A 25,963-nucleotide genomic window follows, 5' to 3' on the forward strand; every position below is an offset into this window, starting at 1 on the left:
TGCGGAGGCGCAAACGCAAGCGCAGTATTGGTCAAGAGCGCGAACCTGGGATAGTCTGCCGGAGCTAAAGGTCAGGCCTGCGGCGGGCTGGCTGAAGACCTGTTCATCAGCATTACATTTCGCCCCGCCACAATTTGATCAGAACAAACTTCGATATCCCTGTATTGCGTAAGCGGAGAAAGACATCATGAAGCTTAGAATTGGCCTCGTCGCCGCGACCCTGCTGGGTGCGTTGGTCGCATCACCGGCGGCGTCCGCCATGCCCATCGCGCCTGCTCCTGCGACGCCGCAGGTTTCCGACGTCGAGCAGGTCCGCATGGTCTGTGACGCCTGGGGACGCTGTTTCTGGCGCCCGAACTACTATGGATACTACGCGCCGCGGCCCTACTACGGTCCCCGGTATGCACCGCGCTTTTATGGCGGGCCTCGCTATTACGGACCACGCTATCGCCGCTGGTGATTCTAAAGGGGCCCTCCGGGGCCCCTTCGCTTTTGCGAGATCAAGGATGTTGGTCTGGAGTCATTCCAAAACTGATCTAGATCAAAGACGAAATCCGCCACGCCGTCATTCTCCGACGATGGTCGATTTGATCGTTTTTCGATGTCCCCAGACGGGCATGAATGTGCAGACACATCTTGAGAAGCAACAGAGACAGGAGGCACAGAGCTTTGCCTCCTTCGCCTGTCCCGCCTGCACGCGGCTGCATTTCATCGACCTCGCCTCCGGCCAGCCGATGACTCGAGACCGTTGACGACGACATCGATCCGCCCGCTTCATGCCATGATGTCCGCAATACTACGGCCCGGAATCCGGTTTACTGAAGCGCGATGTTTCGCCATTGATGGCGATGTTCCGACGTTCATTTGATTGTCATATTGCGGCAGCCGGCCACACGCATGTTGTTCGACGCCCTCGCCCCATCCTCGGCGCTTCAATTGATCGGCTTTGCCGACGTCGATGCGTTTCGGCCGATCGAGTCGATGGAGGATGCGAGAAGCATTCCGCTCGACGTCCGGAATTTCGCGGCGGCTCGCGCTGTCGTCTCCCTGCCCGGCTGCCGCATCGTCATGATGCGATCGTTCGCGCGCATCCTCGACGGCGCCTATCGGATGCACGGCGGGATGGTGATCCTGCCCATGACGGACGACCTTCAGGTCAATTCCAAGGGCATGGATCTTGACGCGCGTTTCTTCATCGCGCTCCGCGGCAGCGATGAATGCCATTTCGTCGAGCGCCGGACCAATCATCATGCGATGATCATCTTCTCACCCGGCCTGAGTGACAGGGGCTGGTTCGATCAGGCGGACGATTTGCGGGCCTATGGCGCGAACCGCTCCGCTTTGCTCCACATACGGCAGCTCCTGCTCGACATTCTGCGAACCGCATCGGTGCAGCCGGCCCTGTTCGAAACGACCGAGGTCGCCGCCCATCTCCAGGAAGGCCTGCTGCTCGCGCTCGACGATCTGTTCCGCATCGATTCGCTCTCGGACCGGAGTGCCTCCGTCCAGGGCGAGCGATCGATCAAACTTGTGCAACGGATCGACGATTACGTCGCAGCACATCCGACTGCTCCGATCTATACCGCCGATCTGGCCGGCGAGTTTGGCGTCTCGATCCGGACGCTCGGCGGCGCCGTCAGCAAAGTGCGTGGCATGAGCCTGCACCAGTACATTCGCCTGAAAAAATTGTGGGAGACCCGGTCTCGCCTTCTCAAGGGCAGCGGCGCCACCGTCGCCACATGCGCGCGCGCCCAAGGCTTTCACCATTTGGGAGAGTTTTCCGCAGCTTACCGCGCGATCTTCCACGAAGCGCCGTCCGACACGCTGGCACGAGGCCGGCAAGCCGGTCCGACGGCTAGCTGACGGGGGCAGGCCGTTGCGGCGGTCGTTGTTGTCAGCGCCCTCTTCGGAACATTTCCGGAATTGGCGCGCTCGGAGAGATTCGAACTCCCGACCCTCGGAATCGAAATCCGATGCTCTATCCAGCTGAGCTACGAGCGCCCTGGCCCAGATCTTGGGCCGTAGCCGAGACGCCCCAGATCGCTGCTGGCGAGCCAGCAGGCCGGACGACGTTCGGATGGGTTCGAATTAGCAGAGAGGCCGTCCAATAAAAAGCCCTTCCCGCCCCGATTCGAGACGGGTCAGACCCGCCCTTACCAGGTGCTGTTGAAGAAGCCGAAATGCGGCTGCTGCGCCATCACCATCATCGGCCGCCCTTGCTGCGGCACCGGATGCGTTCTGGCGATCTTGCGCTTGGGCTGCTGCGCCGAGATCTGGGAGGATTGGGTCTGAGCGGGCTGGGCCTGCGGAATCTGGGCCTGGGCCTGAACTTGCGGCTGAATTTGCGTCCTGGCTTCGGTCTTCCTGACCGCAGCAGTATCGGCCTTCGCAGCCGGCGTGAATTGGGCGAACGTCTCGCGGACCCGCGCCTTGGCTGATATCTCGGCCAAAGCGGGTGACATGCCCTCCACTGCCGGCTGGGGAGCCGCGACGGCGGCGACCTTCACCGCAGGGGCGGCAAGCGTCGGCTGACTGGTGTCGAGTACGACACGCTCCGGCAGGTGGCGATCGGACCGGATCCGAATCAACGGCTGTTCGTTGCCTGCGGTTGCGATCGCCTGCGTCACAGGCGAAGTCGGCAGAACGTAGTTCGCCGCGAACAGCAGTGCGAGCAAGGCTCCACCGACAAAGAAGAAATACCGAAAGATGGGCATTGGCCACGCTCCGCCCGCCGCATCCCCGCGTGGGCTCTCCGCCTTAACAGGCGATCATTTAATTGGTTCCTGGCCCAGCCGTTCGGTTCAAATGGCGACGCCAAGTTTTTCGGCCAAGGCCCCAGCACAGTAACTTTTCCGCTACCCGGCACTGCCGGCCTTATGTCCGACGTGCTGCCACAAGCGAGCACTTTGCCTGATCGGCATTCACGTTGACGAAGCCGACAGGAATGCGCGCAAAAGTCTTGCGGCTCTTCATGCTGACCGGATCCGCCAGAACGCGGGTGCGGTCGGTGAGATGACTGCCATCGCGCCGCGCAAAAGCGCAGACGATCTCGACATCCTTTACGGCATAGTCGTTGTCGTTGCGCAGCGTGAGCGTCACCAGCGCCTTCGAGCCAAGGCCGCCGCGGCGCCAGGTTTGAGATGAAATCCTGATCCGACCGAGTTCTGCCATTGTCGGAATCGGAGCTTCGGAAGGCGGCGACGCGGCGGCCGCATCGCCCGAAGGCGCCGTCGCGACCGCTGCCATCTCAGACTTCACCGGCTCTGCACTGTTGCCTCTGGAGAGGGGGAGCAGCATCCCAATGCCGCAACCGACGATGATGGCCGCCAACAGCCACAGCAGGCCTAGCCCAAATGAAACGCTCGCGATCGTCACCGCCCGCGCCAGTCGCTCGCCGGTTCCGGCGAGACGCCCTATCCCGATGCGGTCAAACCCAGCGTTCATGGTTGCCTCACCGATCGCGGCGGGATCACGTTCGACAACGGATTCGGCCACTGCTTACCTTAATCCGGAAGGCGAACTAAGGTTCCCGCGCAGCTGCCGAGTCGGCAAGAGCGGTGGCGGTCACGGGCCGAGGCCGCTAACATGCGCTGCAACATCAAGATCTGTCGGGAGAACATGAAATGCCAGTCGTCACTTGGGATCACGTCCATCTGCGCAGCCCTGATCCGGAGGCCACGGCGGCCTGGCTGCGGGACATCCTCGGTGGCGAGATCGTGCAAGCGCCCGGACGGATCGACGTGAATCTCGGCGGCGCAAGGATCTTCATTGCGCCGCTCGAGGGCGACAATGCGGTCAACCCGCCGCCGCCGCACCCGCATCAAGGCCTCGACCATTTCGGTCTCACGGTGAAGGACATCGACGCCGTCGCCGCCGAGATCAAGGCCAAGGGCGTCACCTTCACGCGCGAACCGACCACGATCCGCCCCGGCGTGCGCATCTGCTTCATCCGCGGCCCCGAAGGCATCTCCATCGAGCTGCTCGAGCGCGACAAGAAATATACCTGATACGGCACGTGCCGCATCGGCTCACCGGGCGACGTGCCGCCCGGCGTGCCTCAAGTCATGCTGCCGGGCATGAAGCAGCGGACGGCGACGCCCATGTAGCCGTAGATCGGCCAGACCATGGTGCGCCCCACCCGGTTCGGCTCCGAGATCACGGCCTCCTCGGGCACGTCGACCCAGACGAGCTCCTGCGGTCGGCCGTCGATCATGTAGCCATAGCGCGGGACGCGGACCCGATAGTGCCCGTCCTTGCTGTCCCAGTCGGTGTCCGAGAGCGCCGAGCCGTCGGCATCGGAGCAACAAGGCCCCTTGCCGCTTCGCAGTCCGTCGAACCAGGCCTTCAATTCGGCATTGGTGTTGACGAACTGGCCGCGGTCGCGCGCGTGGCCGAAGGGGGCCGCGAGTGCGATCAGGGCCAGGACGCATGCTAGGTTCGCCACGGTTCGCCAGCGTGCTGCGCCGCCGATCCGCCGTTGTCGTGTTTCGCAAATCGTGGGACGCACACTGTACAGACGCGGCTTCTCGCCGCCGGAATCGATCCAGTTGCTCACGTTTGTCTTGCTCCAGCACCCCGCGGCCAGTGCAACAATGGTTATGCATTTCGCGGGCCAACTTGATTCGCAACGACTGGCCTCGCTTCATGATCAGACCGTCATGGCGGTGTCATAGACAAGCCGGGACAACTACGGCTCACGGGCAGGCTCGCAAGGTCGGCGGCCAAACTGCCGCGTTGCGTGGCCGCATGCCCTTTGGCATAAATGCCCTACCGGTTACGCCATTGGGCGATGGCGGCCGGCCTCGGGACGTTATGAAGAACGGCCTCTATTCGATTCACGTGAACCTGCTCGATGGTCGGGTCGGCAAGGGCAGCGGCGTGATTCTGTTTCGCGACGGCAAGATTCTTGGCGGCGATGCCTACCTCTATTACACCGGCAGCTACACGGTGAAGGACAACACCTTCAAGGGCGAGGTGCTGGTCCAGCGTCACACCTCGCCGCGGGGTGACGACAATCCGCTGTTCGGCGGCCCTGCCGCGGTCGGCATCGGCGTCAGCGGCACGTTCACGGAGACGCGCGGGGACATGACGGGCACCGCACTGGTCGGAAAGGCCAGCCAGATTTTCGGCGCGACGCTGCACAAGCTTGCAGAGGCCGACTAGAGCTTCGGTTCTGATTGAATCAGAACTGAAACCCCCAATTGTTGTTTCGACGCATTTTCTTCACCCGAGCCGGCATCCACTTCGCTCGAAAACGCGTGAGCTATTCCGCGGCCTGCTCGAGCGGCGCCACGCGCGGCAGGATGATCTGGATACGTGTGCCGCTGCCCGGCTCGGAATCCAGATCGAGCCGTCCGCCGAGCCTGTTCGTGACGATGCTGTAGACGATGTGCAGCCCGAGACCGGTGCCGCCCTGGTCGCGCCGCGTCGTGAAGAACGGATCGAAGGCACGGCGGCGGACATCGAGCGACATGCCGCAGCCATTGTCGGAGAAGATGATCTCGACATTGTCCTTGCCGGACTCGCGCACCTGGATGTCGATGGTCCCCGGCCGGCCGTCCGGGAAGGCGTGCGCCACCGCGTTGAGAAACAGATTGGTCAGCACCTGGCCGTACGGTCCGGGATAGCTGTTCATGGTCAGATCAGGCTGGCACTCGACATTGAGCGTGAGATTGTGTTTGCGAAGGCCCGGCCGCAGACTCATCACCACCTGCTCGGTGAGGTCACCGAGATCGAAGCTGCGCTGGTCCGAATAGTTGCGGTCGGCGGCGACCTGCTTGAACGACTGGATCAGCTCGGCGGCGCGATTGAGATTGGAGACGAGCTGCGAGGACGCATCGCGGCTGGTGTGGAGAAAGTCGTTGAGCGCGGAGCGGCGCAGCTCGCCACGCTCGACCTCGGCGGTGAACATCGCGGTCTTGCGTTCCAGCGCTGAGGCGACCGTGAGGCTGATGCCGACGGGATTGTTGACTTCGTGCGCGACGCCGGCGACGAGGCGTCCGAGCGCCGCCAGCTTCTCCGCCTCGATCAGCGAGGCCTGGGTCTCGCGCAGATTGCGCAGCGCGGTCTCGGCGGATTCCTTGGCTTTCCGCATCTCCTGCTCGCCGCGCTTGCGCTCGCCGATGTCGAGCGCCACGGTGACGATCCGCTCGATCTCGCCTTCGGCATCGAGCAGCGGCAGCTTGTTGACGAGCCATTGCCGCATGTGGCCAGACGAATCAATGTACTCCTCTTCGTAGAAGCCGAGACCTTTTCGCAGCGTCAGCACGCGCTTGTCGCTCTCGTCGGACTTGGCCGCGCCGTAGCGCGACATCAGGTCGGCCGTGGTGCGGCCGAGCGCATCGCCGGGCTCGATGCCGAAGATGCCGGCCATGTAGCGGTTCATCAGCACGTAGCGCAGGTCGCGGTCCTTGACGTTGATGACCGCGGGCACGGTGTCGATGACCTGCTGGAGCAGGCGCCGCCCTTCGGCGATGGCGTCTTCCGCGCGCTTCTGGTCGGTGATGTCGCGCAGCGTGCCCTCGTAGCGGACGATATTGCCCGCCTCGTCGCGGACGCCGGTGGCACTGTCGGACAGCCACAGGATGTCGCCGCCGCGCTGGCGCACCTGGTATTCGAACTCGCGCACCATGCCGTCGCGGGCCATCAGCCGCTGATATTCGACGCGCGCCTCGGGATTGAGATAGATGGTGTGGGCGATGTCGTTGATGCTGTCGATCAGCTGCTGCGGGCTATCGTAGCCCATCATCCGCGCCAACGCCGGATTGGCGTTGAGGAGGTCACCGGCCGGTGTCGTGACATAGATGCCGTCGACCGAGCCCTCGAACAGTTTCCGATAGCTCTCTTCGGCGAGGCGCTGCTCGGTCAGTGCGCGCACCGCCGCCTCGCGTGCCGTGTCGGCCTCTTCCAGCGCGCGGCGGAACACTTCGGCTGCGCGTGCGATATCGCCGATCTCATTGTCGAGGTCGGCGGACGGGATCGAGGTGTTCTTCTCGCCGGCTGCGAGCGCGCGGATCGACCGCGCGATCTGGGCGAGCGGACGGACCGTCCGCCGCACCACGAAGCCGGCCGCGAGAATGCCGATCAGCACGCCGATGGTACCGAGCACGATGCTCTGCCAGCGCGCCTCCGTCAGCGTGCGGGCGAAGTCGCGCGACAGCACGTGGCCGCGCCGGGCGCTGACCTCGCGCAGCAGCTCGGTGACGCGGCCGATCAGCCGGCCCTCGGTTCCCAGCACCTCGCGATCGATGTCGGCGATCTGCCGTTCACGGACCGCGACCGCGATGATCGCCTCGGCGTAATTGTTGACGGCCGATCTGAGATTGGGATCGGCGACGCCCATCGCCCGCATGCTCTGCGCCGCCTGCTCGGCCGCGGACGGGTTGCGCGCAAGCAAACCGAGCGCGATCCGGCTCTGCGCTTCCGACAGGCGGGACGCCAACTCTCGGTCCCCGGTGCCGGAGACAGCCGCGTCGAACTGGTCGCGGAGCGGCGGCAGGCCGGCAAGCAGCTGGGCGCGGCGGTCGATCAAGGTCGAGATCCGCTCCAGGCCGCTGCGATAGGTCGCAAGCCGCTCGCTGACCCCGTCGATCATGTCCTGCTGCTCGGGCACGAGCTCGATGCGGGTCTTCTTCAGGATGTCACTGAGCGTCGAGGCCGCCTCGCCCACCTGCTTGAACTGGATGCCGGCGCCGGGATCGGTGACGAAGTCGCGCGCGGCGAGCCGCAGCTCGTTCATGCGGCGGTCGATGTCCTCGGCGAGATCGCCGACGCTCTGGAGCCGCTGCAGCTCGGCAAAGGTCGTGTCGATGTGCCGGATCGCGATCACGCTCGCAGTCGAGGTGACGATGATCACCGCCAGCACCAGAAGGAAGCTGCCGAACGTGAGCTGGCCGATGGAGAGCGAGAATGTTCGCTTTTTCTCAGGGGTCGGCGTCAATTCGGCGGACATTGGTGATGTGAGGACCCGGCTATTGGTGCTCCAATATACGACGTATTGCGGTCCCGGGGGAACATGCCTCTCGCCGCCGAATATCCTTAATATCTGCCCTCCTCGGCCCCGGTTTTATGACGTTTTGACGCCGGCCGGCCGCCGGGACGGGATGGTCATGGCGGCGACGCCGAGGACGACGCAGGCAAGGCCGATCCAGGCGGTCCGGCTCAGGCTCTCGCCGAGGAAGGCGACGCTGATGGCAACCCCGATCGGCACGCGCAGATAGGCCTGCGCGGTGGTGCCGACCGAGCCCAGGGTCTGGATCAGGCGGAAATAGATCACGAAGGCCGCGGCGGTCGAGAAGGTCGCCAGCGCGAGCAGCGCCAGCACGGAACTCAGCGAGGGCGACAGTGTCCAGGGCTGCTCGACGATGAGCGAGGCCGGGATCAGCGCCGCCGCCCCCGCCAGCAGCGAGCCGGCCGCGGGCGCCATGGGATCGAGGCCCTTGAAGCCGCGACCGAAGATCGCGGCGCAGGCGTAGCAGATGGTGGCGGCAACGATGGCGGCCTCCGCGACGAGGCCGCTTCCGACATCATGGACGGCATCGACGCCGACGATCAGCAGGATGCCGGCCATGCCGGCGACGACGCCGACCAGCTTCCGCGGTGTCGTCGCCTCGTGACGCGTCACGACCGCCGTGAGCAGGAAGGTGAAGATCGGGCCTGCCGAGTTGAGGATGGTCGCGAGCGCGGCATCGACGTGGCGCTCGCCCCAGGCGATCAATGTCCAGGGGATCACGCTATTGAGCACGGCCTGGAAGGCGAAGCGTTGCCAGGTCGCGGCATCATTCGGCATCCTGATGCCCCGCACCCACATGATCGCGAGCAGCAGCAGGCCCGCAATCGTGGTGCGCGCCGCGATCAGCGTGATCGGCGGAATGGTGGCGACGCCGAGCTTGATGAAGGTGTAGGAGCCGCCCCAGAGCGTCGCCAGCGCGAGCAGTAGCGCCAGCTCGACGACAATGTTGTTGTCCTGCCGGTTGTCCATGTCGCGCGCCCCGTCCTGTTGTCAGGGACGGAACCTAGCGCGTCTACCCTCGCCGATACTTCGTTGTGTGTCGAAGTGTCCTAGCCGAGCGCCCCGACCTCGAACACCTCGCCGTCATAGCCGGCCTCGCGGGGAATGCGGAGCTGACGGCCGGTTTCGGTCTTGGTCATGACAGGCATCACCGTCACGACGGACATGCCGCGGGCGTGCTCGAGCGCGGCGCTCACGCTCGACTGCTTGGCGAGCCGGATCAGATTGCGCGTGGTCGGGAACGGCAGCTTGAAGCGGCCGCTCTCGCCGCCCTCCACCGCCTCGCGCGGTGAGACCCAGATCGAATCGGTCGACTCCCGGCCGTCATGCGCGCCGAGCTGGTCGGGCGGTGCTGCCGCAAGGAAGAACCAGGTGTCGAAACGTTTTGGCATCCCCTCGGGCGTGATCCAGTGTGCGTAAGGCACGAGCGTATCGAGCGCGAGCTGGAGGCCGTTGTCGGCCAGAATGCTCAGGAAGTTGACCTTGTGCTCGTTGAGCGCGACGCGATGCGCATCGGCGATCTCGCCGGCGCGCCTGGCACCGACCGGCGTGCCCGATTCTTTCGACCGCGCCAGCAGGATGCCGCTTTCCTCAAAGGTCTCGCGGATCGCGGCGATCCGAAATCCGCGGTCCGCTTCGCTCAGGCCCTCGCCGCCCGAATACAGGTCGGACCGCGCGACGATCTCCTGATCGCCGGCATCGACGCTGCCACCGGGAAACACCAGCGCGCCCGAATTGAACTCGATCTGATGATGGCGGACCATCATGAAGACTTCAATTTCGTCGCGGCTCTTGCCGTCGACCTTTGCGCCATTGCGCAGCAGGAGGATCGTCGACGCAGGGCGTGATGCTGATGCCTCGGCCATCCGACTAACCTGCCGCGCTGGATTGCGGGCCGAGATTGGCGCGCTTGTCGACCCGGGCGACCCGCGACAGCAAGTACTCGACCTCTGCCTTCGCCGTCGGCGTGATGGTGGCACCGGGCTTGCGCTGGGCGCTGGAGGCAATGATGCCGCGCTTCTGCAGCACGTATTTGCGCACGGCAAGGCCAGCACCAGGCTGCTGCTCGTAGCGGATCAGCGGCAGATGCGCGTCGAACAGATCGTGGGCAGCGTCGCGCTTGCCTTCCTTCGAAAGTCGCACGACGTCGATCAGGAGTTCGGGAAAGGCATAGCCGGTCATGGCGCCGTCGGCGCCGCGCTCCATCTCGAAGTCCAGAAAGAGCCCGCCATTGCCGCAGAGGATCGAGAGCGGCCGCAGCGAGCCGTCCCTCTGAAAGTTGCGCAGCGTCGAGATCTTCTCCAGCCCCGGCCAGTCCTCGTGCTTGAGCATCACGCAGTTCGGATTGTCGGTGACGATCTTGCGGATCACGGCGGGGGTGAACACCACCGACAAGGTCAGCGGATAATCCTGGAGCACCCAGGGCACGTCGGGGCCGATCGCCTCGGCCGCCTGCTTGTAATAGCCGATGATCTGGTCGTCGGTCCGCAATGACGGCGGCGGTGCGATCATCACACCGGCCGCGCCTGCCTCCATGGATGCCTTCGCCAGCGAACGCATGGTGGCAAAACCCGGCGCGGAGACGCCGACGATCACCTGCATTGTCTTGGCGCGCTTGACGAAGCGTACCGCCACCTGCTCGGCCTCGGCGGCATCGAGCTTCGGCGCCTCGCCAAGGATGCCCAGCACCGTGACGCCGTCGCAGCCGACCTCCTCGTAGAAGTCGGTCAGGCGGTCGATCGAGCGCTCGTCGATCCGGCCGTCGTCGTGGAACGGCGTCGGCGCGATTGCGAAGGTGCCCTTGGCGTCGGCGGTGAGTTTCATCGTTGTCCTTGTTTCTCTCTGTCGATGGCTAAAACCGCCGCGCCCCCATCTTGATCTGCTCTTCGGAGAAGAAGATCTCCTTGGCATGATCGGCGATGTCCTGGGCCTTCCAGCCCGTGTGCGGCGGCTTCCAGCCGTCCATTTCCATCATCCGCATTTCGCGCACGCCGCGGGGCCCGGACACGCCCAGCACCTTTCCGGTCTGGTCGCCGGACAAGTCACTGACCATGTATAGCACGGCCGGCGCGATGCCGTCCGGCTCCAGCGCCGCACCGGGGTTCTCCTTATAGCGGGGCAGGTCTGCGGTCATGCGGGTCAGCGCGCCCGGCGCAAGCGTCCAGATCCGGATGTTGTATTTGCGGCCCTCGATTGCCAGCACGTTGGACAGGCCCCAGATGCCGCCCTTGGCCGCGCCATAATTGCTCTGGCCGAAATTGCCGATCAGGCCCGAGGTCGAGGAGGTGTTGACGATGACGCCGCCGCCATTTTCCCGCATCCAGCGAAACACCGGCATGGTGCAACAAAAGGTGCCCTTCAGATGCACCTTGATGACCTTGTCCCAGTCCGACTCGCTAGCCTTGGCGAAGGTCTGGTCGCGCAGGATGCCGGCGTTGTTGACGAGGATGTCGGCGCGGCCGAAATGCTTGATGGCGTCGTCGAACACCGACTGGCCGCCTTCCATCGTGGAGATGTCGGCGCCGTTGGCGACCGCCTTGCCGCCTTCGGCCTTGATCGCATCCACCACGAGCTGCGCCATCGATGTGTCGGCGCCGGAGCCGTCACGGGGGCCGCCGAGGTCGTTGACGACGACGGAAGCCCCTTCCCGCGCGAACAGCTTCGCGTAGGCCTCACCGAGGCCCCCGCCCGCGCCGGTGATCAGCGCAACCTTGCCATCGAGTAGTCCCATGGTGGCGTCTCCCTGTTTTGTTTTTCTTACCTCGCCCCGCTTGCGGGGAGAGGTCGGATCGCCCTTGCGATCCGGGTGAGGGGGTACAGGTCTCACTACCGTCTCGGCTGGTGGAGAGAGCCCCTCACCCCGCCCTCTCCCCGCAAGTGCGGGGCGAGGGAGACGACGGCCGTCGCGTGTTGCTAACCCAGCACCGTCTTGCCGTTCTTGATCACGGTGACCCCGCGCGACTTCACCTTGGCTTCGAACGAGATCGTGCTGCCGTCCTTCCAGAGGTCCATGGTCACGGTCTCGCCGGGATAGACCGGCGAGGAGAACCGCGCGACATGCTGGCGGAAGGCGGAGGCGTCGTAGTCGGCATAGGTCTGCAGCACGCCGCGGCAGGTGATGCCGTAGGTGCACATGCCGTGCAGGATCGGACGCGGAAAGCCGGCTTTCTTCGCGAACTCGGGGTCGGAGTGCAGCGGGTTGCGGTCGCCGCAGAGACGATAGACCAGCGCCTGGTCGGGGCGCGTGACGATGTCGATCGTCGTGTCGGGTGCGCGCGACGGGATCTTGTGCGGATCCGGCTGGGTCAGGTTCGGCCCGCCAAAGCCGCCGTCGCCGCGGGCGAAGCGGGAGGCGACCAGCGTTGCCAGCTTCTCGCCCTTCTCGTTCTTGAGCACGGTCTGGTGGCTGATGACGACGCCCTTGTCCTTGCCCTTGTCGTAGACTTCGACCACGGAGGAATCGGCGGTGATGTGCGCAGCGACCGGCAGCGGCTGGTGGAAGGTGATGTCGCGCTCGCCGTCGACCACCATCACGCGGTTGAGGTTCATCTCGCCCGGACCCGCGCCCCACGCCGCGACGGAGGCGAAGGTCGGCACCACCTTGAGCGGCCGCGGCGTCAGCGTGCCCTCGTTGACGAAGGCGAGCTCGTTCTCGTCCATCGGATCGGCGCCGAGGCCGATACCGTAGGCATAGAGCATCACTTCGCGATCGGTGTAGGAATATTTCTGGCCGAGGTTTTTGAGGCCTTTGAGTTCGTCGTATCTGGCGGACATTTTTCTGGTTTCCTCCCGAATGTCTTCGACACCGCCAGTTGAAGTGCCCTCTCCCCTTGTGGGAGAGGGCAGCGAGGACGGTGCAACAAACTCACTTGGGTGAGGGGTTCGCTCCTCATCGAACAATCTCTCTGTGGAGAGATACCCCTCATCCGGCGCTTCGCGCCACCTTCCCCCACAAGGGGGGAAGGGAAGAACTCGCCGCGCGTCCTACACCGGCGTGAAGAACGGCAGCGGCGCGCCATCGGTCGGCTTGAACACCACTTTCACCTTCTGGCCGATCTTCAACGTCGTCAGATCGCAATCGACAAAATTGGTCTGGAGCGACGGCCCCTCCTTCAGCGTGACGTAGCCAATCGCGTAAGGACCGGTCGGCGACTTCCGCATCAAGCTGTAAGTGTAGATCGTGCCTTCGCCCGAAGACTCCTCCCACACCGTCTTGTCGGAGTAGCAGAACGGGCAGATCGAACGCGGGAAGTAATGCGCTTCGCCGCAGGCGGTGCAACGCTTGATCATGAACTTGCCCTGCTTGGCCGCGTCCCAGAACGCGGCAGTCTCAGGGTTCGTCACCGGAGCCGGATATTTCTTTGTCTCGCTCATCACACGCGCTCCAGAATGGCAGTCGAGGCAGCGTGCCGCACGCCCAGCAAACCGCCGGTTCCGTGGGCGATGGCGAGATCGCAATTCTTGACCTGCACCTTCGGATGCGCCTCGCCGCGCAGCTGCCGCACGGCCTCGAGGATCTTGGTCATGCCGCCGCGGTTGACGGGATGATTGCTGCAGAGACCACCGCCGTCGGTGTTGAAGGGCAGCTTGCCAACGCCCGAGATCAGATTGCCGTCGGCGACGAACTTGCCGCCCTCGCCCTTCTTGCAGAAGCCGAGGTCCTCGAGCTGCATCAGGACGGTGATGGTGAAGCTGTCGTAGATCGAGGCGTATTTGATGTCCTTCGGCGTGATGCCGGCCTCCTCGAACGCACGCGGGCCGGACCAGATGCCGGCGGAGTACGTGAGGTCGAGATCCTTGCCGCCGCGCGGGCCCTTCATGGCCTCGCCGTGGCCGATCAGCTTGACCAGCGGCTTCTTCAGGCTTCTTGCGATCTCGGGCGTCGTCACGATCAGCGCGCCACCGCCGTCAGAGACGACGCAGCAATCCATGCGATGCAAGGGATCGGAGATCATCGGCGAGTTCAGGACGTCCTCGACGGTGACGACGTCCTTGAGCATCGCATGCGGATTGTATTGCGCGTGGTGCGAAGCCGCGACCTTGATCCAGGCGAGCTGCTCGCTGGTGGTGCCATAGTCGTGCATGTGGCGCATGGCACACATGCCGTAGGCATTGTGCGTGGTCGCGCCGTAAGCCGTCTCGAAATCGGCCTCGGCGCCGGCCGCGCGCGGCGGCATCGCCCCGGTGCGCGGCTTGCCGGCCAACGTGATCAGCGCGATCGAGCACTTACCCGCGGCAATGGCTTCAGCTGCGTGGCCGAGATGGATGATGTAGGAGCAGCCGCCGGTCTCGGTTGAATCGACATGGCGGAGCTTTTTGGTATTCAGCCCGAGATAATCGACCATCGGCCAGGCGCCGCCCGGGGCATCGCCGGCGCAGAAATAGCCGTCGACATCGTCCTTGCTGAGCCCGGCATCCTCGATCGCGCCCTTGGCGACCTCGGCATGGAGCTGCGCGGTGGATTTGTCCGGCGCGTGCCGGGTCGGGTGTTCGTAGATCCCGGCAATGTAGGCCTTGCCCTTGATGGTCAAATAAGGTCTCCGCTGGCGTTTCTCACTTCCGGTTTTTTCTGAACCGCTGCCGCCCTGTTGGCAAGCGCGGAAATATTCCGCCGGGCGAGAGGGCAGCGGGTTGGCGCATCATCCGAGGTGCGGCGGGAGCGCCTCTGCTTCCGCAGTCGTCATTGCGAGCGCAGCGAACCAATCCAGGAATCTTTCCGCGGACGCATTTCTGGATTGCTTCGCTGCGCTCGCAATGACGGGGGCGACGGGCAGAACCCTAAAGGTGTTTTGCCCGACGGCACAAGCGGTTTCGTTTTATCGAAAAACGTTTTTTCGCGAAAACAACCCCATGCACAGTAGAGCGATCGTTGATTTCAAACAGGAAATCCTAGGCGGGCGAAGCGAAGCATGCCCACCCTCTTGCTATGCAATCTTGGTGAGATCGTGGGCACGGCGCTTCTCGCCTCTGCCCACTGTAGGAGATCGGGTTTGCGAAAACATAACCACCGACACCATCGTATGGCTTACCGACTAATGCGGCCGAGGAGCCAAGAGCTTTGAAATCTTTGTCTCGGCCGCTCCAGCACCGAACAGGCTGTCACTGTCCAACCCCTGCAGGTCATCATAATCTGAAAGGAGCTCGGATGCGCTGCGAAGCGGATCAACGTCCGAGTACCGCACCAACCAAGCCTTCCTCGAGATGGGATCTCGCCTGACAAAGTCGGGGATTGGCCAATCTGCCCGATCCCAGTTGGGCACCTTGCCGATGATCACCCATCGCCCGTCAATCAGTCCTAGGTCTCCGAAGCGAATTCTCGTCACGGCTTGGTCAGGATGAAGGTGATCGAGCGTTGCCGACGCTGACGTTTCAAGACGCGGACCGAAAAAATAGCCCAGCAGAACCCTTCCCACGCGGGTCGACCTCGCGACGACTCCACGAGCAAATCCGCCGTTTCGGAGCGGCATTGCGAACACAGAGCCTTCTTCGTAGGGCAGCTTCATCTGCTGTCGATCGCACCGTACGTGACCTAGTTAGATTAGCAGCCCTCGCTGACGGAACCTGGTGGGTTACGCTATCGCTAACCACCCTCCAGACGTGCGACCACCTACTCCGCCGCGATCTGCCTCGGCGCCGGCGGCGGGTTGGCCAGATCGGCCGCTAGCTGGGCGTAGCGGGCCTTGGCGTCCGCGACGGCCTTCTCCTTCACCGGCCCGTAGCCGCGGATGCGGTCGGGCAACGACAGCAGCTCCACCGCGGTGTCGATCGTGAGCGGCGACAGCAGGCCGAGCACGGTGGCGACGTCCTTCTCGTAGCCGGCGATCAGATCGCGTTCGAGCTTGCGGTCGGCGCTGCGACCGAAGATGTCGAGCGGCGTGCCGCGCAGGACCTTGAACTTCGCCAGCACGCGAAACACCGGGAGCATCCATGGGCCGAAGGCGCGCTTCTTCGGACGACCGAGCGCATCGACGCCCCTGCTGAGGATCGGCGGTGCCAGGTTGAAGTTGAACTTGAAGTCGCCCTCGAACTGGTCGCGGAGCTGTTTTTCGAACGCGCCGTCGGTGTAGAGGCGCGCAACCTCGTATTCGTCCTTGTAGGCCAGCAGTTTTGCGTAGTTGACCGCAACGGCGCGCGTCAGCGCCTCGTCATAGCCGCCCTGCCTGGTGGCGTTGCTGACCTGATCGACCAGCTTGCGGTAACGTTTGGCGAGGCGGCCGTTCTGGTACGCCGTGAGATGCCTGGTGCGATGCTCGATGAGTTCGTCGAGCGTCATTGCGTCCAGGGACTTGGGCGCAACGACCTCGTCAGTGCCCTTCAGCATGCCGGCGAGGCGCTGGGGGTCGGCGACCGCGAGCCGGCCGAGGCGGAAGGCTTCCTTGTTCATCTTGATCGAGACGCCGTTGACCTCGATCGCCTGCTCGATCGACTCCGCCGACAACGGCAGCAAGCCCTTCTGATAGGCGTAGCCCATCATCATCATGTTGGTGGCGATGCTGTCGCCGAGCAGCTGTTCGGCCGGCTTGGTGAAGTCGAAAAACACCGAGTCCTTGTGCAGCGCGGTTTCCAGCAACCCGTTCAGCTTGCGGGTCTGGAAGTTGAAATCGCGGTTGAGAACGAAGTCGGCGGTAGGAATGACGTGGCTGTTGATGATGCCGCGGGTGCGGCTGCTATCGCAGAGCGAGATGGTGTCCTTGGCAACCGCGACCACCTCATCGGCTGCGAGCACCACATCGGCCGTACCGGTGACGATGCGCGAGCACGTCACCTCGGCCGGATGATCGGACAGGCGGACGTGGCTCAGCACCGCCCCACCCTTTTGCGCCAGGCCCGACATGTCGAGGATCATCGAGGCCTTGCCCTCGATATGGGCGGCCATGCCGAGCAGCGCACCGATGGTCAGCACGCCGGTCCCGCCGACGCCGCCGACGGCGATGTTGTAGGGCTTGTCCAAATTGGGGCGCGATGCCGGCTCGGGCAGCGCGCCGATATCGCCGACGCCCGCCGGCGCACGCTTGCGCATCTTGCCGCCGTCGACGGTGACGAACGACGGGCAAAAGCCTTTGACGCAGGAATAATCCTTGTTGCAGGTCGACTGGTTGATGGCGCGCTTGCGGCCGAACTCGGTCTCCAGCGGCTCGACCGAAATGCAGTTCGATTGCACCGAGCAATCGCCGCAGCCTTCACACACCGCGGGATTGATGAGCACACGGCGCGCCGGATCCTCCATCGTGCCGCGCTTGCGGCGGCGGCGCTTCTCGGCGGCGCAAGTCTGCACGAAGACGATCGCGGACGCACCATTGACCTTGCGCAGCGTTTTCTGGACCGCGTCGAGCTCGTCACGATGCGCTGTCTTGACGCCCGGCGCGATCTCGTTCGCCGGATAGGCGTCGGGATTTTCCGAGACCAGATAGATCTCGCGGATGCCTTCGCTGTGAAGCTGGAAGGTGATCTGCTGCGGCGACAATTCGCCGTCGACATGCTGGCCGCCGGTCATCGCGGTCGCGTCGTTATAGAGGATCTTGTAGGTGATGTTGGCGCCGGAGGCGATCGCCTGGCGGATCGCGAGGCTGCCGGAGTGGAAATACGTGCCGTCGCCGAGATTGGCGAACACGTGCTCTTCCTTGGTGAAGGGGGCAACGCCGACCCACGGCACGCCCTCGCCGCCCATGTGGGTGAAGGTCTCGGTCGAGCGGTCCATCCACAGTGCCATGAAGTGGCAACCGATGCCGGCAAAGGCGCGACTGCCTTCGGGCACCTTCGTCGATGTGTTGTGCGGGCAGCCGGAGCAGAAATACGGGGTGCGGGCGACAGGCGCGGTCGCCTGCATTTGCGACGCCTGGCGGCCGTTGAACCAATCGGCCTTGGCGCGCAGCATCGTTGCAATTTCGGGATTGAGATCAAGTCGAAGCAGGCGCTCGGTGAGCGAGCTGGCCAGTGAGGCGACGCTGAGTTCCTCGGCAAAGGGCAGGAAGCGCTTGTCGTGGTCGTCCATCTTGCCGATGATCCGGGGACGGACGTCGTCGCGCCAGTTGAACAGCTCCTGCTTCACTTGATTTTCGACGATCTCGCGGCGCTCTTCGATGATGAAGATTTCCTCGAGGCCCACGGCGAATTGCCTGACGCCTTCCGGCTCCAGAGGCCATGGCATGCCGATCTTGTACAATCGAAGTCCGATCTTGGCGGCGACCTCGGGTGTGATGCCGAGCTCGCGCAGCGCCTGCCGGATATCCTCGTAGCTCTTGCCGGACGCCATGATGCCATAGCGGGCATTCGGCGAGTCCATGGTGATGCGATTGACCTTGTTGGCGCGCGCAAAGGCGATCGCGGCAAAGCCCTTGTAGTCCTGCAAGCGGCGGTCCTGGGCGAAGCGGTCGTCGGGCCAGCGCAGATTGAGGCCGCCTTCGGGCATCTCGAAATCGGTCGGGATCACGAACGGTGTCATCTCGTCGGTAAGGTCGATCTCGGCGGTGGTCTCCACCGTCTCCGTGATCACCTTCATGCCGACCCAGCAGCCCGAGTAGCGCGACATCGCGATACCGAGAAGACCCATCTCGATCATCTCGTGGACGCTCGAGGGGTAGAGATAGGGCATCAGCGCCGACATGAATGCGTGGTCGGACTGATGCGGGACCGTCGAGGATTTTGCGCCGTGGTCGTCGCCGGCGAGACACAAGACGCCGCCGTTTTTGGCGGAGCCCGCGGCATTGCCGTGGCGGAAGACGTCGCCGCAGCGATCGACGCCGGGGCCCTTGCCGTACCAGATGCCGACCACGCCGTCATACTTGGCGCCGGGCGAGAGGTTGAGCTGCTGCGAGCCCCAGACCGCGGTCGCGGCCAGGTCCTCGTTCACGCCGGGCTGGAACTTGATATTGTACTGCTCGAGATGTTTTCGCGCGGCGAACAGCTGCTGGTCATAGCCGCCGAGCGGCGAGCCGCGATAGCCGGAGATGAAGCCGGCGGTGTTCAACCCCGCCGCACGGTCGCGCCGGATCTGGGCCATCGGCAGCCGGACCAGGGCCTGAATGCCCGTCGTGAAAATATGTCCGGTGTCCTGGGTGTATTTCTGATCGAGACTGATCGGACCCTGGTTGATGCCCATTATGTCCTCTTCCGCCCTTTTGAGCGCTTGGCTGCTTAAGCCGTTGCCTGCCCGTTGTTTTTAGCTAGGGCGCGCCGACCATTTCCGCCACTCTATGTCGGATATTTCACGCTCCGCATCACAATTCTGGACCAAAGGCAGCGCCGGGTAAAAATCGCAATTTCGTGGCTGCATTGGCATCCGCGATTTTCATTTTGTGTCACCATACCCCCGCCGTCGCGCAACGAATTGACGCCTGGTCATGCGGGACGGCGTCGATGGGTCGCAGGAGAGGCTTTCGATGCGGACGATTCTGGCTGGCCTGGCTCTCGTGGGTCTGGCGTTGTGCAGTGCGGTTGCGAACGCGGCCGTCGCTGCCGAGCCGTCGCCGGAGCTGATCGCCACCGGCAAGTCGCTGGTGGAGGCCGGCGACTGTGGCGGCTGCCACACCGCCGATCCGGCAAAACCGTTCGCGGGCGGAAAGCGTATCGACACACCGTTCGGCGCGATCTACGCGCCGAACCTGACGCCGGACCGCGACACCGGCATCGGCGCCTGGACCGATGCCGACTTCACCCGCGCCGTGCGCACCGGTGTCGCGCCCGACGGCTCCAACTATTACCCGGCGTTTCCCTACCCCTATTTCACGCGGATGACGAAGGACGACACGCTGGCGATCCGGGCCTATCTCGGAACGCTCGCGGCCGTCACGAGCCGCAACAAGCCGCCAGAACTGCGCTGGCCCTTTAGCTATCGCGGCCTGATGCGGATCTGGAACATGGTGTATTTCAAGCCCGGCCTGTTCGAGCCGGACCAGAGCCAAAGCGCGGCGTGGAATCGGGGCGGCTATCTCGTCACCGGGCTCGGCCATTGCGGCGCCTGCCATACGCCGAAGAACTATTTTGGCGCAGACAAGCAGGCGCAGGCCCTCGCGGGCAACGAGGTCGGCGGCTGGTACGCGCCACGGCTCGATGGCGCCACCCGCACCGGGCTGAAATCGTGGAGCGTCGAGGACCTCACCGAATATCTTCAGAGCGGACGCAACGCCAGGAGCCATGCCAGCGGGCTGATGGCGGAGGTCGTCGTCAACTCGACCTCGAAGATGAGCGATGCCGACGTGCGCGCGATCGCGGTTTACCTGAAGAACCTGCCGCCGGCGCGGCGTGAGACGATCGTGACGCCACCTGACGATGCCGAGATGAAGGCTGGCCAGGCCGTCTACGCCAAGCTCTGCATCGCCTGCCATGAGGCCGACGGCACAGGCGCACCGCGCATCTATCCGCCGCTGCCCGCCAACGCGCTGCTGCAATCGGTCAATCCGTCCTCGACCTTGCGCATCATCCTCGACGGCGCCCACACCGTGACCACGCCGCGCGCGCCCAACACAGGGGAAATGCCGGCCTATTCCAACCAGCTGTCGGACGAAGAGATCGCGGCGGTGACGAACTACATCCGCAATTCCTGGGGCAATGCCGCGCCACTGGTGACGCCGGCGCAGGTGGCGAGGGCGCGGAAGCAGGAGCCGTAGCTCAAGGCTCCCGCTCCTCCTCTTCCGTGAAGACGAATTTCGGCATTTCCCATTTGTAGCGCACCGCGAGCAGGCGGAAGCTGATGCCGAGGACGAACGTCAAGATAGTCCAGAGCTCTGCGTTCAGCTTGAGACCGAACGCGGTCGCATAGAACAGTCCCGTCACCACCGAGACGCTGGCATAGAGCTCGGAGCGGAACAGCAGCGGCACGTCGTTGCAGAGCACGTCCCGCAACACACCGCCGGCGCAACCGGTCACCATGCCGGAGACGATGACGATCGGCAGCGTGGCATCCATCTGCCAGGCGATGTCGCAGCCGGTCATCGTGAAGACGACGAGGCCGATGGCATCGAGCACGATGAAGGCCAGTTTCAGCCGGTGCACCAGCCGCGCCATCAGGATGGTGAGGAAGGCGGCGCCTCCGGCCAGTGCGAGGTAGATGGGGTTCTGCACCCAGGCCAGCGGATAATGCCCCAGGAAGAGATCGCGCAAGGTGCCGCCGCCGAGCGCCGTGATGCAGCCGAGGAAGCAGACGCCGAGCCAATCCATGCTGCGGCGGCCGGCTGCGAGCGCGGCGGTCATGCCTTGCGCCGCGACTGCGACCAGCGACAACAGATGCAGCACGCTATCGCTCGGCGGCAAGCTCCACATCGCTTTGTTCCCTTCCGTCAGCGGAGCTTACGCTTCAGGTTCCGCAGCGAACAGGTTCCCGATTCCCGCCACGGGCGCAACATGCGACGAAAGCATTAAGGAGGGCGGAACAGAATCTCGCATCCACGGGTTGTCCCGCCGCAATAATCGAGGAGAACCAATCGATGGCTGACGACCGTTTTATCAACGATCCGTACCGCCCGAATCTCGCCGATGATGAGTATCGCAATGCGGCGCGACGGGATGCCCAGCTTCAGGTCGACCCGGAGCTTGGCGAAGGCCCCGCCTCCAGCGGCAAGGTAGCCCTGTTCGCAGTGGCCATTGCCTTGGTGCTGGGCGCCGTGTTCTACGGCCTGAACAACACCGGCACCAGCAACCAGGCCAGCACCACGCCGGCGACGCAGACCGCGCAGCAGGCACCGGCCACCAATCCGGCCGCACCTCCCGGCATGCGCGACGTGACGCCGCGCACCAACACCGGACCGGGCGTGACCACGGGCGCCGCGCCGAGCAAGCCGGCACCGGATACGCCGGCACCGGCTGACGGCGCGAAGTAACGATTTGCAACAATATGCGACAGCGGCGGGACTCACATCCCGCCGCTTTCGTTTGTCTTAGCTGAAGATCTTGTTGAGCTCGCCGCCGGGATAGCCGCTCGCGAGTTCCGCGAAGGTGCCCTTCTCCGCCATTTCCTTCGCGGCGCGCATGAAGCCGCCCCAGGCGGCGCGTGCGAGTGAACCGCCGACGCTGATCCGGCGCACGCCAAGATCGGCAGCTTCCTGCAATGACAGCCCGGAGCCGCCGATCAACAGGTTGAACGGTTTGGGTGCGACGGCCTTCACCACCGCGGCGATGTCCTCGCGGCTCTTCAGGCCGGGCGCGTAGAGGCAATCGGCGCCGGCATCTGCGTAGGCGGCGAGCCGGTCGATGACGAGCTTGAGGTCGGTCACGCCCCACAGATAGGCCTCACAGCGGCCGACCAGCAGAGCGCCGCTATCGCCGATCGCCTTGCGCGACGCCTGGATCCGCTCGACTGCGAGCGCTCGCTCGTAGATCGGCTTGTCCTTGTCGCCGGTGGAATCCTCGATCGACAGGCCGGCAACGCCGGTGCGCACACAGCGCTCGACATTGTCCGCAACCTTGTCCGGCTCGACCGCAAAGCCGCCCTCGAAATCCGCGTTCACGGGGATGTCGACGGACGTGCTCAATGCCGCCAGATGCTGACAGACGTCCTCGACGGAGACGTGGTTGTCGGCCTTGCCGATGGTCCAGGCAAAGCCCGCACTCGACGACGCGAGTGCCTTGAAACCGAGATGCTGCAACGCTTTCGCGCTGCCAACGTCGACCGGATTGGGCAGGATGAAGCAGCCGCTCTCGTGCAGCTTCCTGAAGGTCGCGCGCTTGTCAGCAGTTGTCACATGCATGTTTCTCTCCCTTGTTGGCCGCGCAGAGATGGGGACGTGCCGCCGCGCGCGCTAGTGCGCGTCGTGCACCGCGCGGCTGTCCTTTGGCGCCTGCTCGCGATCATTCATGCTGTAGTCGCGGATGACGCTGGCGATCCGCAGATGGTAATCGGCGAAGATTTTTGCGCGGCCCTTGGACTGGGTGCGGCGGTGCTCCATCGTGTTGCGCCAGGCTTGCACGGCCGCCTCGTCCCGCCAGAACGACACCGACAAGATCTTGCCCTTGTCGGTCAGGCTCTCGAAACGCTCGACCGAGATGAAGCCGTCGATGGTCTGCAGGATCGGCTTGAGGTCGGCCGCGAGGTCGAAATAATCCTGGCGGTGTTCCGGCTTCGGCCAGACCTCGAAGATCACGGCGATCATGGGCGTCTCTCCTGTCGTTGATGGCCTACGATACCACTTACAAAACCACTTGGCGCAGAAACGTGCGCTCTTCCGCGAGGATGAATTTGTGCTCCTCGGCGAAGTGGAAATTCGCCATGCCTTCCGTATCCTGACGCAGCCGGGCGCGATAGGCCTCGTACGCAGCCAGACTCTCGAAGGTGATCAGCGCAAACGCGATGTTGTTGGTGCCCTCGTGCGGCATGAAATAGCCGATCAGATCGCCGCCGCATTTCGGGATGATGGTGAGCCAGCGCTTCGAATACTCCTCGAACTGCGCGCGCTTGAAGGGATCGAGCTGGTAGCGGATGAAAACGGTGATGGACATGACGGGCTCCTGATTTATCGTTGCGAAACGCGTGAGCGACACCGCCGCCGCTGAAGCACTGGATTGCTTCGCTTCGCTCGCAATGACGTGTTTACGGGAGACACGGTACGCGCTTGCCCCACCGCGATGCTTCGGCTACCATCGAAGCATGAAATCAGGTCCTGACATCGCCATGATCGCCTCGCTCGTCGGCGATCCCGCACGCGCCAACATGCTCACGGCGCTGATGAACGGCCGCGCGCTCACCGCGAGCGAGCTGGCGCAGGAGGCCGGCATCACGCCGCAGACCGCGAGCTCGCATCTTTCCAAGCTCGAGGCCGGTGGCCTGATCGAGCCGGAGAAGCAGGGCCGCCACCGCTACTACCGCCTCACCGACGACGACGTCGCCGGCGTGCTGGAGGGCCTTGCGGGCCTCGCCGCGCGGACCGGCCATATGCGCGTGCGCACCGGGCCGAAGGATCCGGCGCTCCGGCGTGCCCGGATCTGCTACGACCATCTCGCGGGCGATCTCGGCGTGCAGATGCTCGACACCCTGCGCGCGCAAAACCTCGTCAGGCAGAAGAAGCAGGAGATCGAGCTGACGGCGGAGGGCGAGCGCTTCCTGGCGAAGCACTTGCAGATCTCGCCCGACATGCTCGCCCATCCGCGCCGGCCGGTCTGCAAGGCCTGCCTCGACTGGAGCGAGCGGCGCCACCATCTCGCCGGCACGCTGGGCGCCGCGATGATGCAGCGTTTCGCCGAGCTGAAATGGGCCGCCCGCGACGCCACGCCCGGCAGCCGCGTGGTGAATTTTACCCGCACCGGCGAGAAGCAGTTCGCCGCGTTGTTCGGGACTGCGAAGGACTGAACACAAGCGCGTGTAACCGTCTCTCGTCGTCATGGCCGGGCTTGACCCGGCCATCCACGTCTTTAGTGCAGTTTGCGCGGGCACCACGTGGATGCCCGGGACAAACCCGGGCATGACGGAGAATGTGTCTCCTCGCGCCAACATGACTCAGAGCCTTCAATGATCCGCCTCCTCCCGGCCGTGCTTTGCACGGCTCTTCTCGCCGCACCTCTCGCATCTCGCGCCGCCGACACCGCCCCGCGCGAGCCTTACGGCATCGCGCTTGAAGGCTTTGCCTATCCCTATCCCGTGCACCTGCTGCCTGTTGTCAATGACGGCGAGCAGCTCAGCATGGCCTATATGGACGTGCCGCCTGCGCAGCCGAACGGCCGCACCGTCGTGCTGCTGCACGGGCGCAACTTCCCGTCGAGCTACTGGGCGCCTGTTATCAAGGTGCTGAGCGAGGCAGGCTACCGCGTCGTGGTGCCGGACCAGATCGGCTTCGGCAAATCCTCCAAGCCGATCGGCGAATTGCATTTCGACAATCTGGCGCGCAACACCATCGCTCTGCTCGATCACCTCAAGATCGACAAGGCCGAGATCGTCGCCCATTCGCTCGGCGGCATGCTGGGCGTCCGCATCACCCGCGCCTTTCCCGACCGCGTCGCCCACCTTGTTCTGACGGCCCCGATCGGGCTGGAAGACTACCGCCTCTATGTGCCGCCGACGCCGACTGAGAAAATCATCGAGACCGAGGACAAGCTCACGGCCGATGGCTATCGCAAGCAGCTCCAGACCAATTACGCGATCAAGCTGCCGGCGGAGGCGATCACGCCGTTCATCGACGCCCGCTTCAACATCAAGGGCAGCCCTGATTATTCGCGCTGGCTGCGCGCCTTCGTCAGTTCCGGCCAGATGATCTATCGCGAGCCGGTGGCGCACGAGATCGCACTGATCACCGAGCCGACGCTGTTCATCATGGGTGCCGACGACCACAACGCACCGGGCCGACCGAACGCACCGGAGGCGCTGCGCGCGAAAATGGGGCAGAACGCCGAGCTCGCGAAAGCACTGGCCGCAAAGATGCCGAATGCGCGGGCCGAGGTGATCCCGGACACCGGCCATCTCGTCTTCCTGGAGGCGCCTGAGAAGTACAAGGAGCTGGTGCTGGGTTTTCTCGGCCGCTAGCGACATTGCTGTCGTCCGGAGCCGCGTGCGGGGAATGTTCATGCCGCATTCAGGTCATGATTGGCAGATTTGGCTGGCGTCGTGTCGGCATGTTGCGATTTTAACGTGTCGAATCGTGTCTTTTGATTCATGGTGCGCCGAAAGCGCCAAGCCCTCCTACCTGCCCCAAAACCTGCCCCCCAAGGACGAGAAGGAAGATCAAATGAAATACCTGTTCGCCGCCGTGATGCTCGCCAGCGCGGTCGTTGGTTTCAGCGAGGCGGCCAGCGCCGCCGGCGGTTGCGGTCCCGGCTGGTATCGCGGCGCCTATGGCGGCTGCCGCCCGATGCGCGGTCCGGTCGTTGTCCGCCCGGGTCCGATCGTGGTTGCGCCGGCCCCTGTCGTGGTCGTGCCGCGCGCGCGCGTGTGCCCCTACGGCTTCCGCTGGTACGCCGGCCGCTGCCGCCCGTTCTGATCTCGTTTTTCGCATAGCGAAATGGCCGCGCGGCGAAAGCCTGCGCGGTCATTTT

The 25,963-nt window shown here is 64.3% G+C and carries 26 protein-coding genes and 1 tRNA gene; 9 read left to right on the forward strand and 18 right to left on the reverse strand.

The genetic code is table 11. The features are described from left to right. Positions 1 to 187: 187 nt before the first annotated feature. On the forward strand, positions 188 to 460 hold the full coding sequence (locus AC0L20_RS03915) for a hypothetical protein (protein ID WP_084462300.1): 273 nt from the start codon (positions 188 to 190) through the stop codon (positions 458 to 460). Positions 461 to 897: 437 nt separating this feature from the next. After that, a complete protein-coding gene (locus tag AC0L20_RS03920) occupies positions 898 to 1,863 on the forward strand; it encodes an AraC family transcriptional regulator (protein WP_473287523.1) in 966 nt (321 codons plus the stop codon). A 61-nt stretch (positions 1,864 to 1,924) separates the two neighbouring features. Here the strand turns inward: AC0L20_RS03920 and AC0L20_RS03925 are convergent. From AC0L20_RS03925 to AC0L20_RS03935, 3 genes are all read right to left on the reverse strand, one after another. Beyond that, positions 1,925 to 2,001 (reverse strand) — tRNA-Arg (locus AC0L20_RS03925). A 152-nt stretch (positions 2,002 to 2,153) separates the two neighbouring features. Beyond that, a complete protein-coding gene (locus tag AC0L20_RS03930) occupies positions 2,154 to 2,714 on the reverse strand; it encodes a hypothetical protein (protein WP_473287524.1) in 561 nt (186 codons plus the stop codon). Positions 2,715 to 2,874: 160 nt separating this feature from the next. Further along, positions 2,875 to 3,444 carry a hypothetical protein gene (locus AC0L20_RS03935; RefSeq protein WP_473287847.1) on the reverse strand — a complete coding sequence of 190 codons (570 nt, stop codon included), beginning with the start codon at positions 3,442 to 3,444 and terminating at the stop codon, positions 2,875 to 2,877. Between the two features lie 179 nt (positions 3,445 to 3,623). Between AC0L20_RS03935 and AC0L20_RS03940 the strand changes: the two genes are divergently transcribed. Then, complete coding sequence (locus tag AC0L20_RS03940; RefSeq protein ID WP_007603095.1) at positions 3,624 to 4,007, forward strand: VOC family protein; 384 nt, start codon at positions 3,624 to 3,626, stop codon at positions 4,005 to 4,007. A gap of 50 nt (positions 4,008 to 4,057) precedes the next feature. On the opposite strand, the gene AC0L20_RS03945 is transcribed toward AC0L20_RS03940, so the two are convergent. Continuing rightward, positions 4,058 to 4,555 carry a hypothetical protein gene (locus tag AC0L20_RS03945; RefSeq protein WP_473287525.1) on the reverse strand — a complete coding sequence of 166 codons (498 nt, stop codon included), beginning with the start codon at positions 4,553 to 4,555 and terminating at the stop codon, positions 4,058 to 4,060. A 257-nt stretch (positions 4,556 to 4,812) separates the two neighbouring features. On the opposite strand from AC0L20_RS03945, the gene AC0L20_RS03950 reads away from it, so the two are divergent. Beyond that, on the forward strand, positions 4,813 to 5,163 hold the full coding sequence (locus AC0L20_RS03950; protein WP_007603093.1) for a GrlR family regulatory protein: 351 nt from the start codon (positions 4,813 to 4,815) through the stop codon (positions 5,161 to 5,163). 100 nt (positions 5,164 to 5,263) lie between these two features. Here the strand turns inward: AC0L20_RS03950 and AC0L20_RS03955 are convergent, their stop codons facing one another. The 10 genes from AC0L20_RS03955 to AC0L20_RS04000 form a co-directional block, all read right to left on the reverse strand. Continuing rightward, on the reverse strand, positions 5,264 to 7,951 hold the full coding sequence (locus AC0L20_RS03955; protein ID WP_473287526.1) for a PAS domain S-box protein: 2,688 nt from the start codon (positions 7,949 to 7,951) through the stop codon (positions 5,264 to 5,266). Between the two features lie 114 nt (positions 7,952 to 8,065). After that, positions 8,066 to 8,980, reverse strand: coding sequence for a DMT family transporter (locus AC0L20_RS03960; protein ID WP_473287527.1), 915 nt, complete (start codon positions 8,978 to 8,980; stop codon positions 8,066 to 8,068). 80 nt (positions 8,981 to 9,060) lie between these two features. Further along, positions 9,061 to 9,876, reverse strand: a complete 816-nt coding sequence (locus AC0L20_RS03965; protein WP_473287528.1) for an NUDIX hydrolase — start codon at positions 9,874 to 9,876, stop codon at positions 9,061 to 9,063. Between the two features lie 4 nt (positions 9,877 to 9,880). Beyond that, complete coding sequence (locus AC0L20_RS03970) at positions 9,881 to 10,834, reverse strand: dihydrodipicolinate synthase family protein (protein ID WP_473287529.1); 954 nt, start codon at positions 10,832 to 10,834, stop codon at positions 9,881 to 9,883. Positions 10,835 to 10,862: 28 nt separating this feature from the next. Then, the gene (locus tag AC0L20_RS03975) at positions 10,863 to 11,741 is read right to left on the reverse strand and encodes an SDR family oxidoreductase (protein ID WP_473287530.1); all 879 of its coding nucleotides are present in this window, start codon (positions 11,739 to 11,741) and stop codon (positions 10,863 to 10,865) included. A 182-nt stretch (positions 11,742 to 11,923) separates the two neighbouring features. Next, positions 11,924 to 12,784, reverse strand: a complete 861-nt coding sequence (locus tag AC0L20_RS03980; protein ID WP_473287531.1) for a MaoC family dehydratase — start codon at positions 12,782 to 12,784, stop codon at positions 11,924 to 11,926. Between the two features lie 210 nt (positions 12,785 to 12,994). After that, positions 12,995 to 13,384, reverse strand: a complete 390-nt coding sequence (locus AC0L20_RS03985; protein ID WP_473287532.1) for a Zn-ribbon domain-containing OB-fold protein — start codon at positions 13,382 to 13,384, stop codon at positions 12,995 to 12,997. Further along, positions 13,384 to 14,541 (reverse strand): thiolase domain-containing protein, encoded by a 1,158-nt coding sequence (locus AC0L20_RS03990; protein WP_473287533.1) that lies wholly within the window; start codon positions 14,539 to 14,541, stop codon positions 13,384 to 13,386. Before AC0L20_RS03990 ends, AC0L20_RS03985 begins: the two co-directional genes overlap by 1 nt. Before the next feature lie 501 nt (positions 14,542 to 15,042). Continuing rightward, a complete protein-coding gene (locus tag AC0L20_RS03995) occupies positions 15,043 to 15,513 on the reverse strand; it encodes an immunity 26/phosphotriesterase HocA family protein (protein WP_473287534.1) in 471 nt (156 codons plus the stop codon). Between the two features lie 104 nt (positions 15,514 to 15,617). Then, complete coding sequence (locus AC0L20_RS04000; protein ID WP_473287535.1) at positions 15,618 to 19,109, reverse strand: indolepyruvate ferredoxin oxidoreductase family protein; 3,492 nt, start codon at positions 19,107 to 19,109, stop codon at positions 15,618 to 15,620. Between the two features lie 280 nt (positions 19,110 to 19,389). Between AC0L20_RS04000 and AC0L20_RS04005 the strand changes: the two genes are divergently transcribed. Continuing rightward, positions 19,390 to 20,616 carry a c-type cytochrome gene (locus AC0L20_RS04005; RefSeq protein ID WP_473287536.1) on the forward strand — a complete coding sequence of 409 codons (1,227 nt, stop codon included), beginning with the start codon at positions 19,390 to 19,392 and terminating at the stop codon, positions 20,614 to 20,616. 1 nt (position 20,617) lies between these two features. Here the strand turns inward: AC0L20_RS04005 and AC0L20_RS04010 are convergent, their stop codons facing one another. After that, positions 20,618 to 21,268 (reverse strand): trimeric intracellular cation channel family protein, encoded by a 651-nt coding sequence (locus AC0L20_RS04010; RefSeq protein ID WP_247286997.1) that lies wholly within the window; start codon positions 21,266 to 21,268, stop codon positions 20,618 to 20,620. Positions 21,269 to 21,432: 164 nt separating this feature from the next. On the opposite strand from AC0L20_RS04010, the gene AC0L20_RS04015 reads away from it, so the two are divergent. Then, the gene (locus AC0L20_RS04015) at positions 21,433 to 21,825 is read left to right on the forward strand and encodes a hypothetical protein (protein WP_027567464.1); all 393 of its coding nucleotides are present in this window, start codon (positions 21,433 to 21,435) and stop codon (positions 21,823 to 21,825) included. Positions 21,826 to 21,882: 57 nt separating this feature from the next. Here AC0L20_RS04015 and AC0L20_RS04020 read toward each other — a convergent pair whose 3' ends face one another. From AC0L20_RS04020 to AC0L20_RS04030, 3 genes are read right to left on the reverse strand one after another with little or no spacing between them, the layout of a single operon-like run. Further along, positions 21,883 to 22,692, reverse strand: a complete 810-nt coding sequence (locus tag AC0L20_RS04020) for an isocitrate lyase/PEP mutase family protein (RefSeq protein WP_473287537.1) — start codon at positions 22,690 to 22,692, stop codon at positions 21,883 to 21,885. Positions 22,693 to 22,743: 51 nt separating this feature from the next. Then, the gene (locus AC0L20_RS04025; RefSeq protein ID WP_473287538.1) at positions 22,744 to 23,094 is read right to left on the reverse strand and encodes an antibiotic biosynthesis monooxygenase family protein; all 351 of its coding nucleotides are present in this window, start codon (positions 23,092 to 23,094) and stop codon (positions 22,744 to 22,746) included. Positions 23,095 to 23,131: 37 nt separating this feature from the next. Next, positions 23,132 to 23,440, reverse strand: coding sequence for an NIPSNAP family protein (locus tag AC0L20_RS04030; RefSeq protein ID WP_063995954.1), 309 nt, complete (start codon positions 23,438 to 23,440; stop codon positions 23,132 to 23,134). 148 nt (positions 23,441 to 23,588) lie between these two features. On the opposite strand from AC0L20_RS04030, the gene AC0L20_RS04035 reads away from it, so the two are divergent. From AC0L20_RS04035 to AC0L20_RS04045, 3 genes are all read left to right on the forward strand, one after another. Next, on the forward strand, positions 23,589 to 24,287 hold the full coding sequence (locus tag AC0L20_RS04035; protein WP_018456488.1) for a winged helix-turn-helix domain-containing protein: 699 nt from the start codon (positions 23,589 to 23,591) through the stop codon (positions 24,285 to 24,287). Between the two features lie 159 nt (positions 24,288 to 24,446). Further along, positions 24,447 to 25,454: an alpha/beta fold hydrolase gene (locus AC0L20_RS04040; protein ID WP_473287539.1), complete on the forward strand. Its 1,008-nt coding sequence runs from the start codon at positions 24,447 to 24,449 to the stop codon at positions 25,452 to 25,454. 202 nt (positions 25,455 to 25,656) lie between these two features. Continuing rightward, positions 25,657 to 25,908 (forward strand): GCG_CRPN prefix-to-repeats domain-containing protein, encoded by a 252-nt coding sequence (locus AC0L20_RS04045; RefSeq protein ID WP_007603074.1) that lies wholly within the window; start codon positions 25,657 to 25,659, stop codon positions 25,906 to 25,908. Positions 25,909 to 25,963: the final 55 nt, after the last annotated feature.

The organism is Bradyrhizobium sp. Kon58, from assembly GCF_055807455.1.

Coding starts and splice junctions, on each gene's coding strand:
- AC0L20_RS03980 (WP_473287531.1), bottom strand. CDS start 12,784: ATGTCCGCCAGATACGACGAACTCAAAGGCCTCAAAAACCTCGGCCAG.
- AC0L20_RS03915 (WP_084462300.1), top strand. CDS start 188: ATGAAGCTTAGAATTGGCCTCGTCGCCGCGACCCTGCTGGGTGCGTTG.
- AC0L20_RS03995 (WP_473287534.1), bottom strand. CDS start 15,513: ATGAAGCTGCCCTACGAAGAAGGCTCTGTGTTCGCAATGCCGCTCCGA.
- AC0L20_RS04000 (WP_473287535.1), bottom strand. CDS start 19,109: ATGGGCATCAACCAGGGTCCGATCAGTCTCGATCAGAAATACACCCAG.
- AC0L20_RS04045 (WP_007603074.1), top strand. CDS start 25,657: ATGAAATACCTGTTCGCCGCCGTGATGCTCGCCAGCGCGGTCGTTGGT.
- AC0L20_RS04040 (WP_473287539.1), top strand. CDS start 24,447: ATGATCCGCCTCCTCCCGGCCGTGCTTTGCACGGCTCTTCTCGCCGCA.
- AC0L20_RS03960 (WP_473287527.1), bottom strand. CDS start 8,980: ATGGACAACCGGCAGGACAACAACATTGTCGTCGAGCTGGCGCTACTG.
- AC0L20_RS03920 (WP_473287523.1), top strand. CDS start 898: ATGTTGTTCGACGCCCTCGCCCCATCCTCGGCGCTTCAATTGATCGGC.
- AC0L20_RS03975 (WP_473287530.1), bottom strand. CDS start 11,741: ATGGGACTACTCGATGGCAAGGTTGCGCTGATCACCGGCGCGGGCGGG.
- AC0L20_RS04005 (WP_473287536.1), top strand. CDS start 19,390: ATGCGGACGATTCTGGCTGGCCTGGCTCTCGTGGGTCTGGCGTTGTGC.
- AC0L20_RS04015 (WP_027567464.1), top strand. CDS start 21,433: ATGGCTGACGACCGTTTTATCAACGATCCGTACCGCCCGAATCTCGCC.
- AC0L20_RS03935 (WP_473287847.1), bottom strand. CDS start 3,444: ATGAACGCTGGGTTTGACCGCATCGGGATAGGGCGTCTCGCCGGAACC.
- AC0L20_RS03965 (WP_473287528.1), bottom strand. CDS start 9,876: ATGGCCGAGGCATCAGCATCACGCCCTGCGTCGACGATCCTCCTGCTG.
- AC0L20_RS04030 (WP_063995954.1), bottom strand. CDS start 23,440: ATGTCCATCACCGTTTTCATCCGCTACCAGCTCGATCCCTTCAAGCGC.
- AC0L20_RS04010 (WP_247286997.1), bottom strand. CDS start 21,268: ATGTGGAGCTTGCCGCCGAGCGATAGCGTGCTGCATCTGTTGTCGCTG.
- AC0L20_RS04020 (WP_473287537.1), bottom strand. CDS start 22,692: ATGCATGTGACAACTGCTGACAAGCGCGCGACCTTCAGGAAGCTGCAC.
- AC0L20_RS03930 (WP_473287524.1), bottom strand. CDS start 2,714: ATGCCCATCTTTCGGTATTTCTTCTTTGTCGGTGGAGCCTTGCTCGCA.
- AC0L20_RS03985 (WP_473287532.1), bottom strand. CDS start 13,384: ATGAGCGAGACAAAGAAATATCCGGCTCCGGTGACGAACCCTGAGACT.
- AC0L20_RS03940 (WP_007603095.1), top strand. CDS start 3,624: ATGCCAGTCGTCACTTGGGATCACGTCCATCTGCGCAGCCCTGATCCG.
- AC0L20_RS03970 (WP_473287529.1), bottom strand. CDS start 10,834: ATGAAACTCACCGCCGACGCCAAGGGCACCTTCGCAATCGCGCCGACG.
- AC0L20_RS04035 (WP_018456488.1), top strand. CDS start 23,589: ATGAAATCAGGTCCTGACATCGCCATGATCGCCTCGCTCGTCGGCGAT.
- AC0L20_RS04025 (WP_473287538.1), bottom strand. CDS start 23,094: ATGATCGCCGTGATCTTCGAGGTCTGGCCGAAGCCGGAACACCGCCAG.
- AC0L20_RS03955 (WP_473287526.1), bottom strand. CDS start 7,951: ATGTCCGCCGAATTGACGCCGACCCCTGAGAAAAAGCGAACATTCTCG.
- AC0L20_RS03950 (WP_007603093.1), top strand. CDS start 4,813: ATGAAGAACGGCCTCTATTCGATTCACGTGAACCTGCTCGATGGTCGG.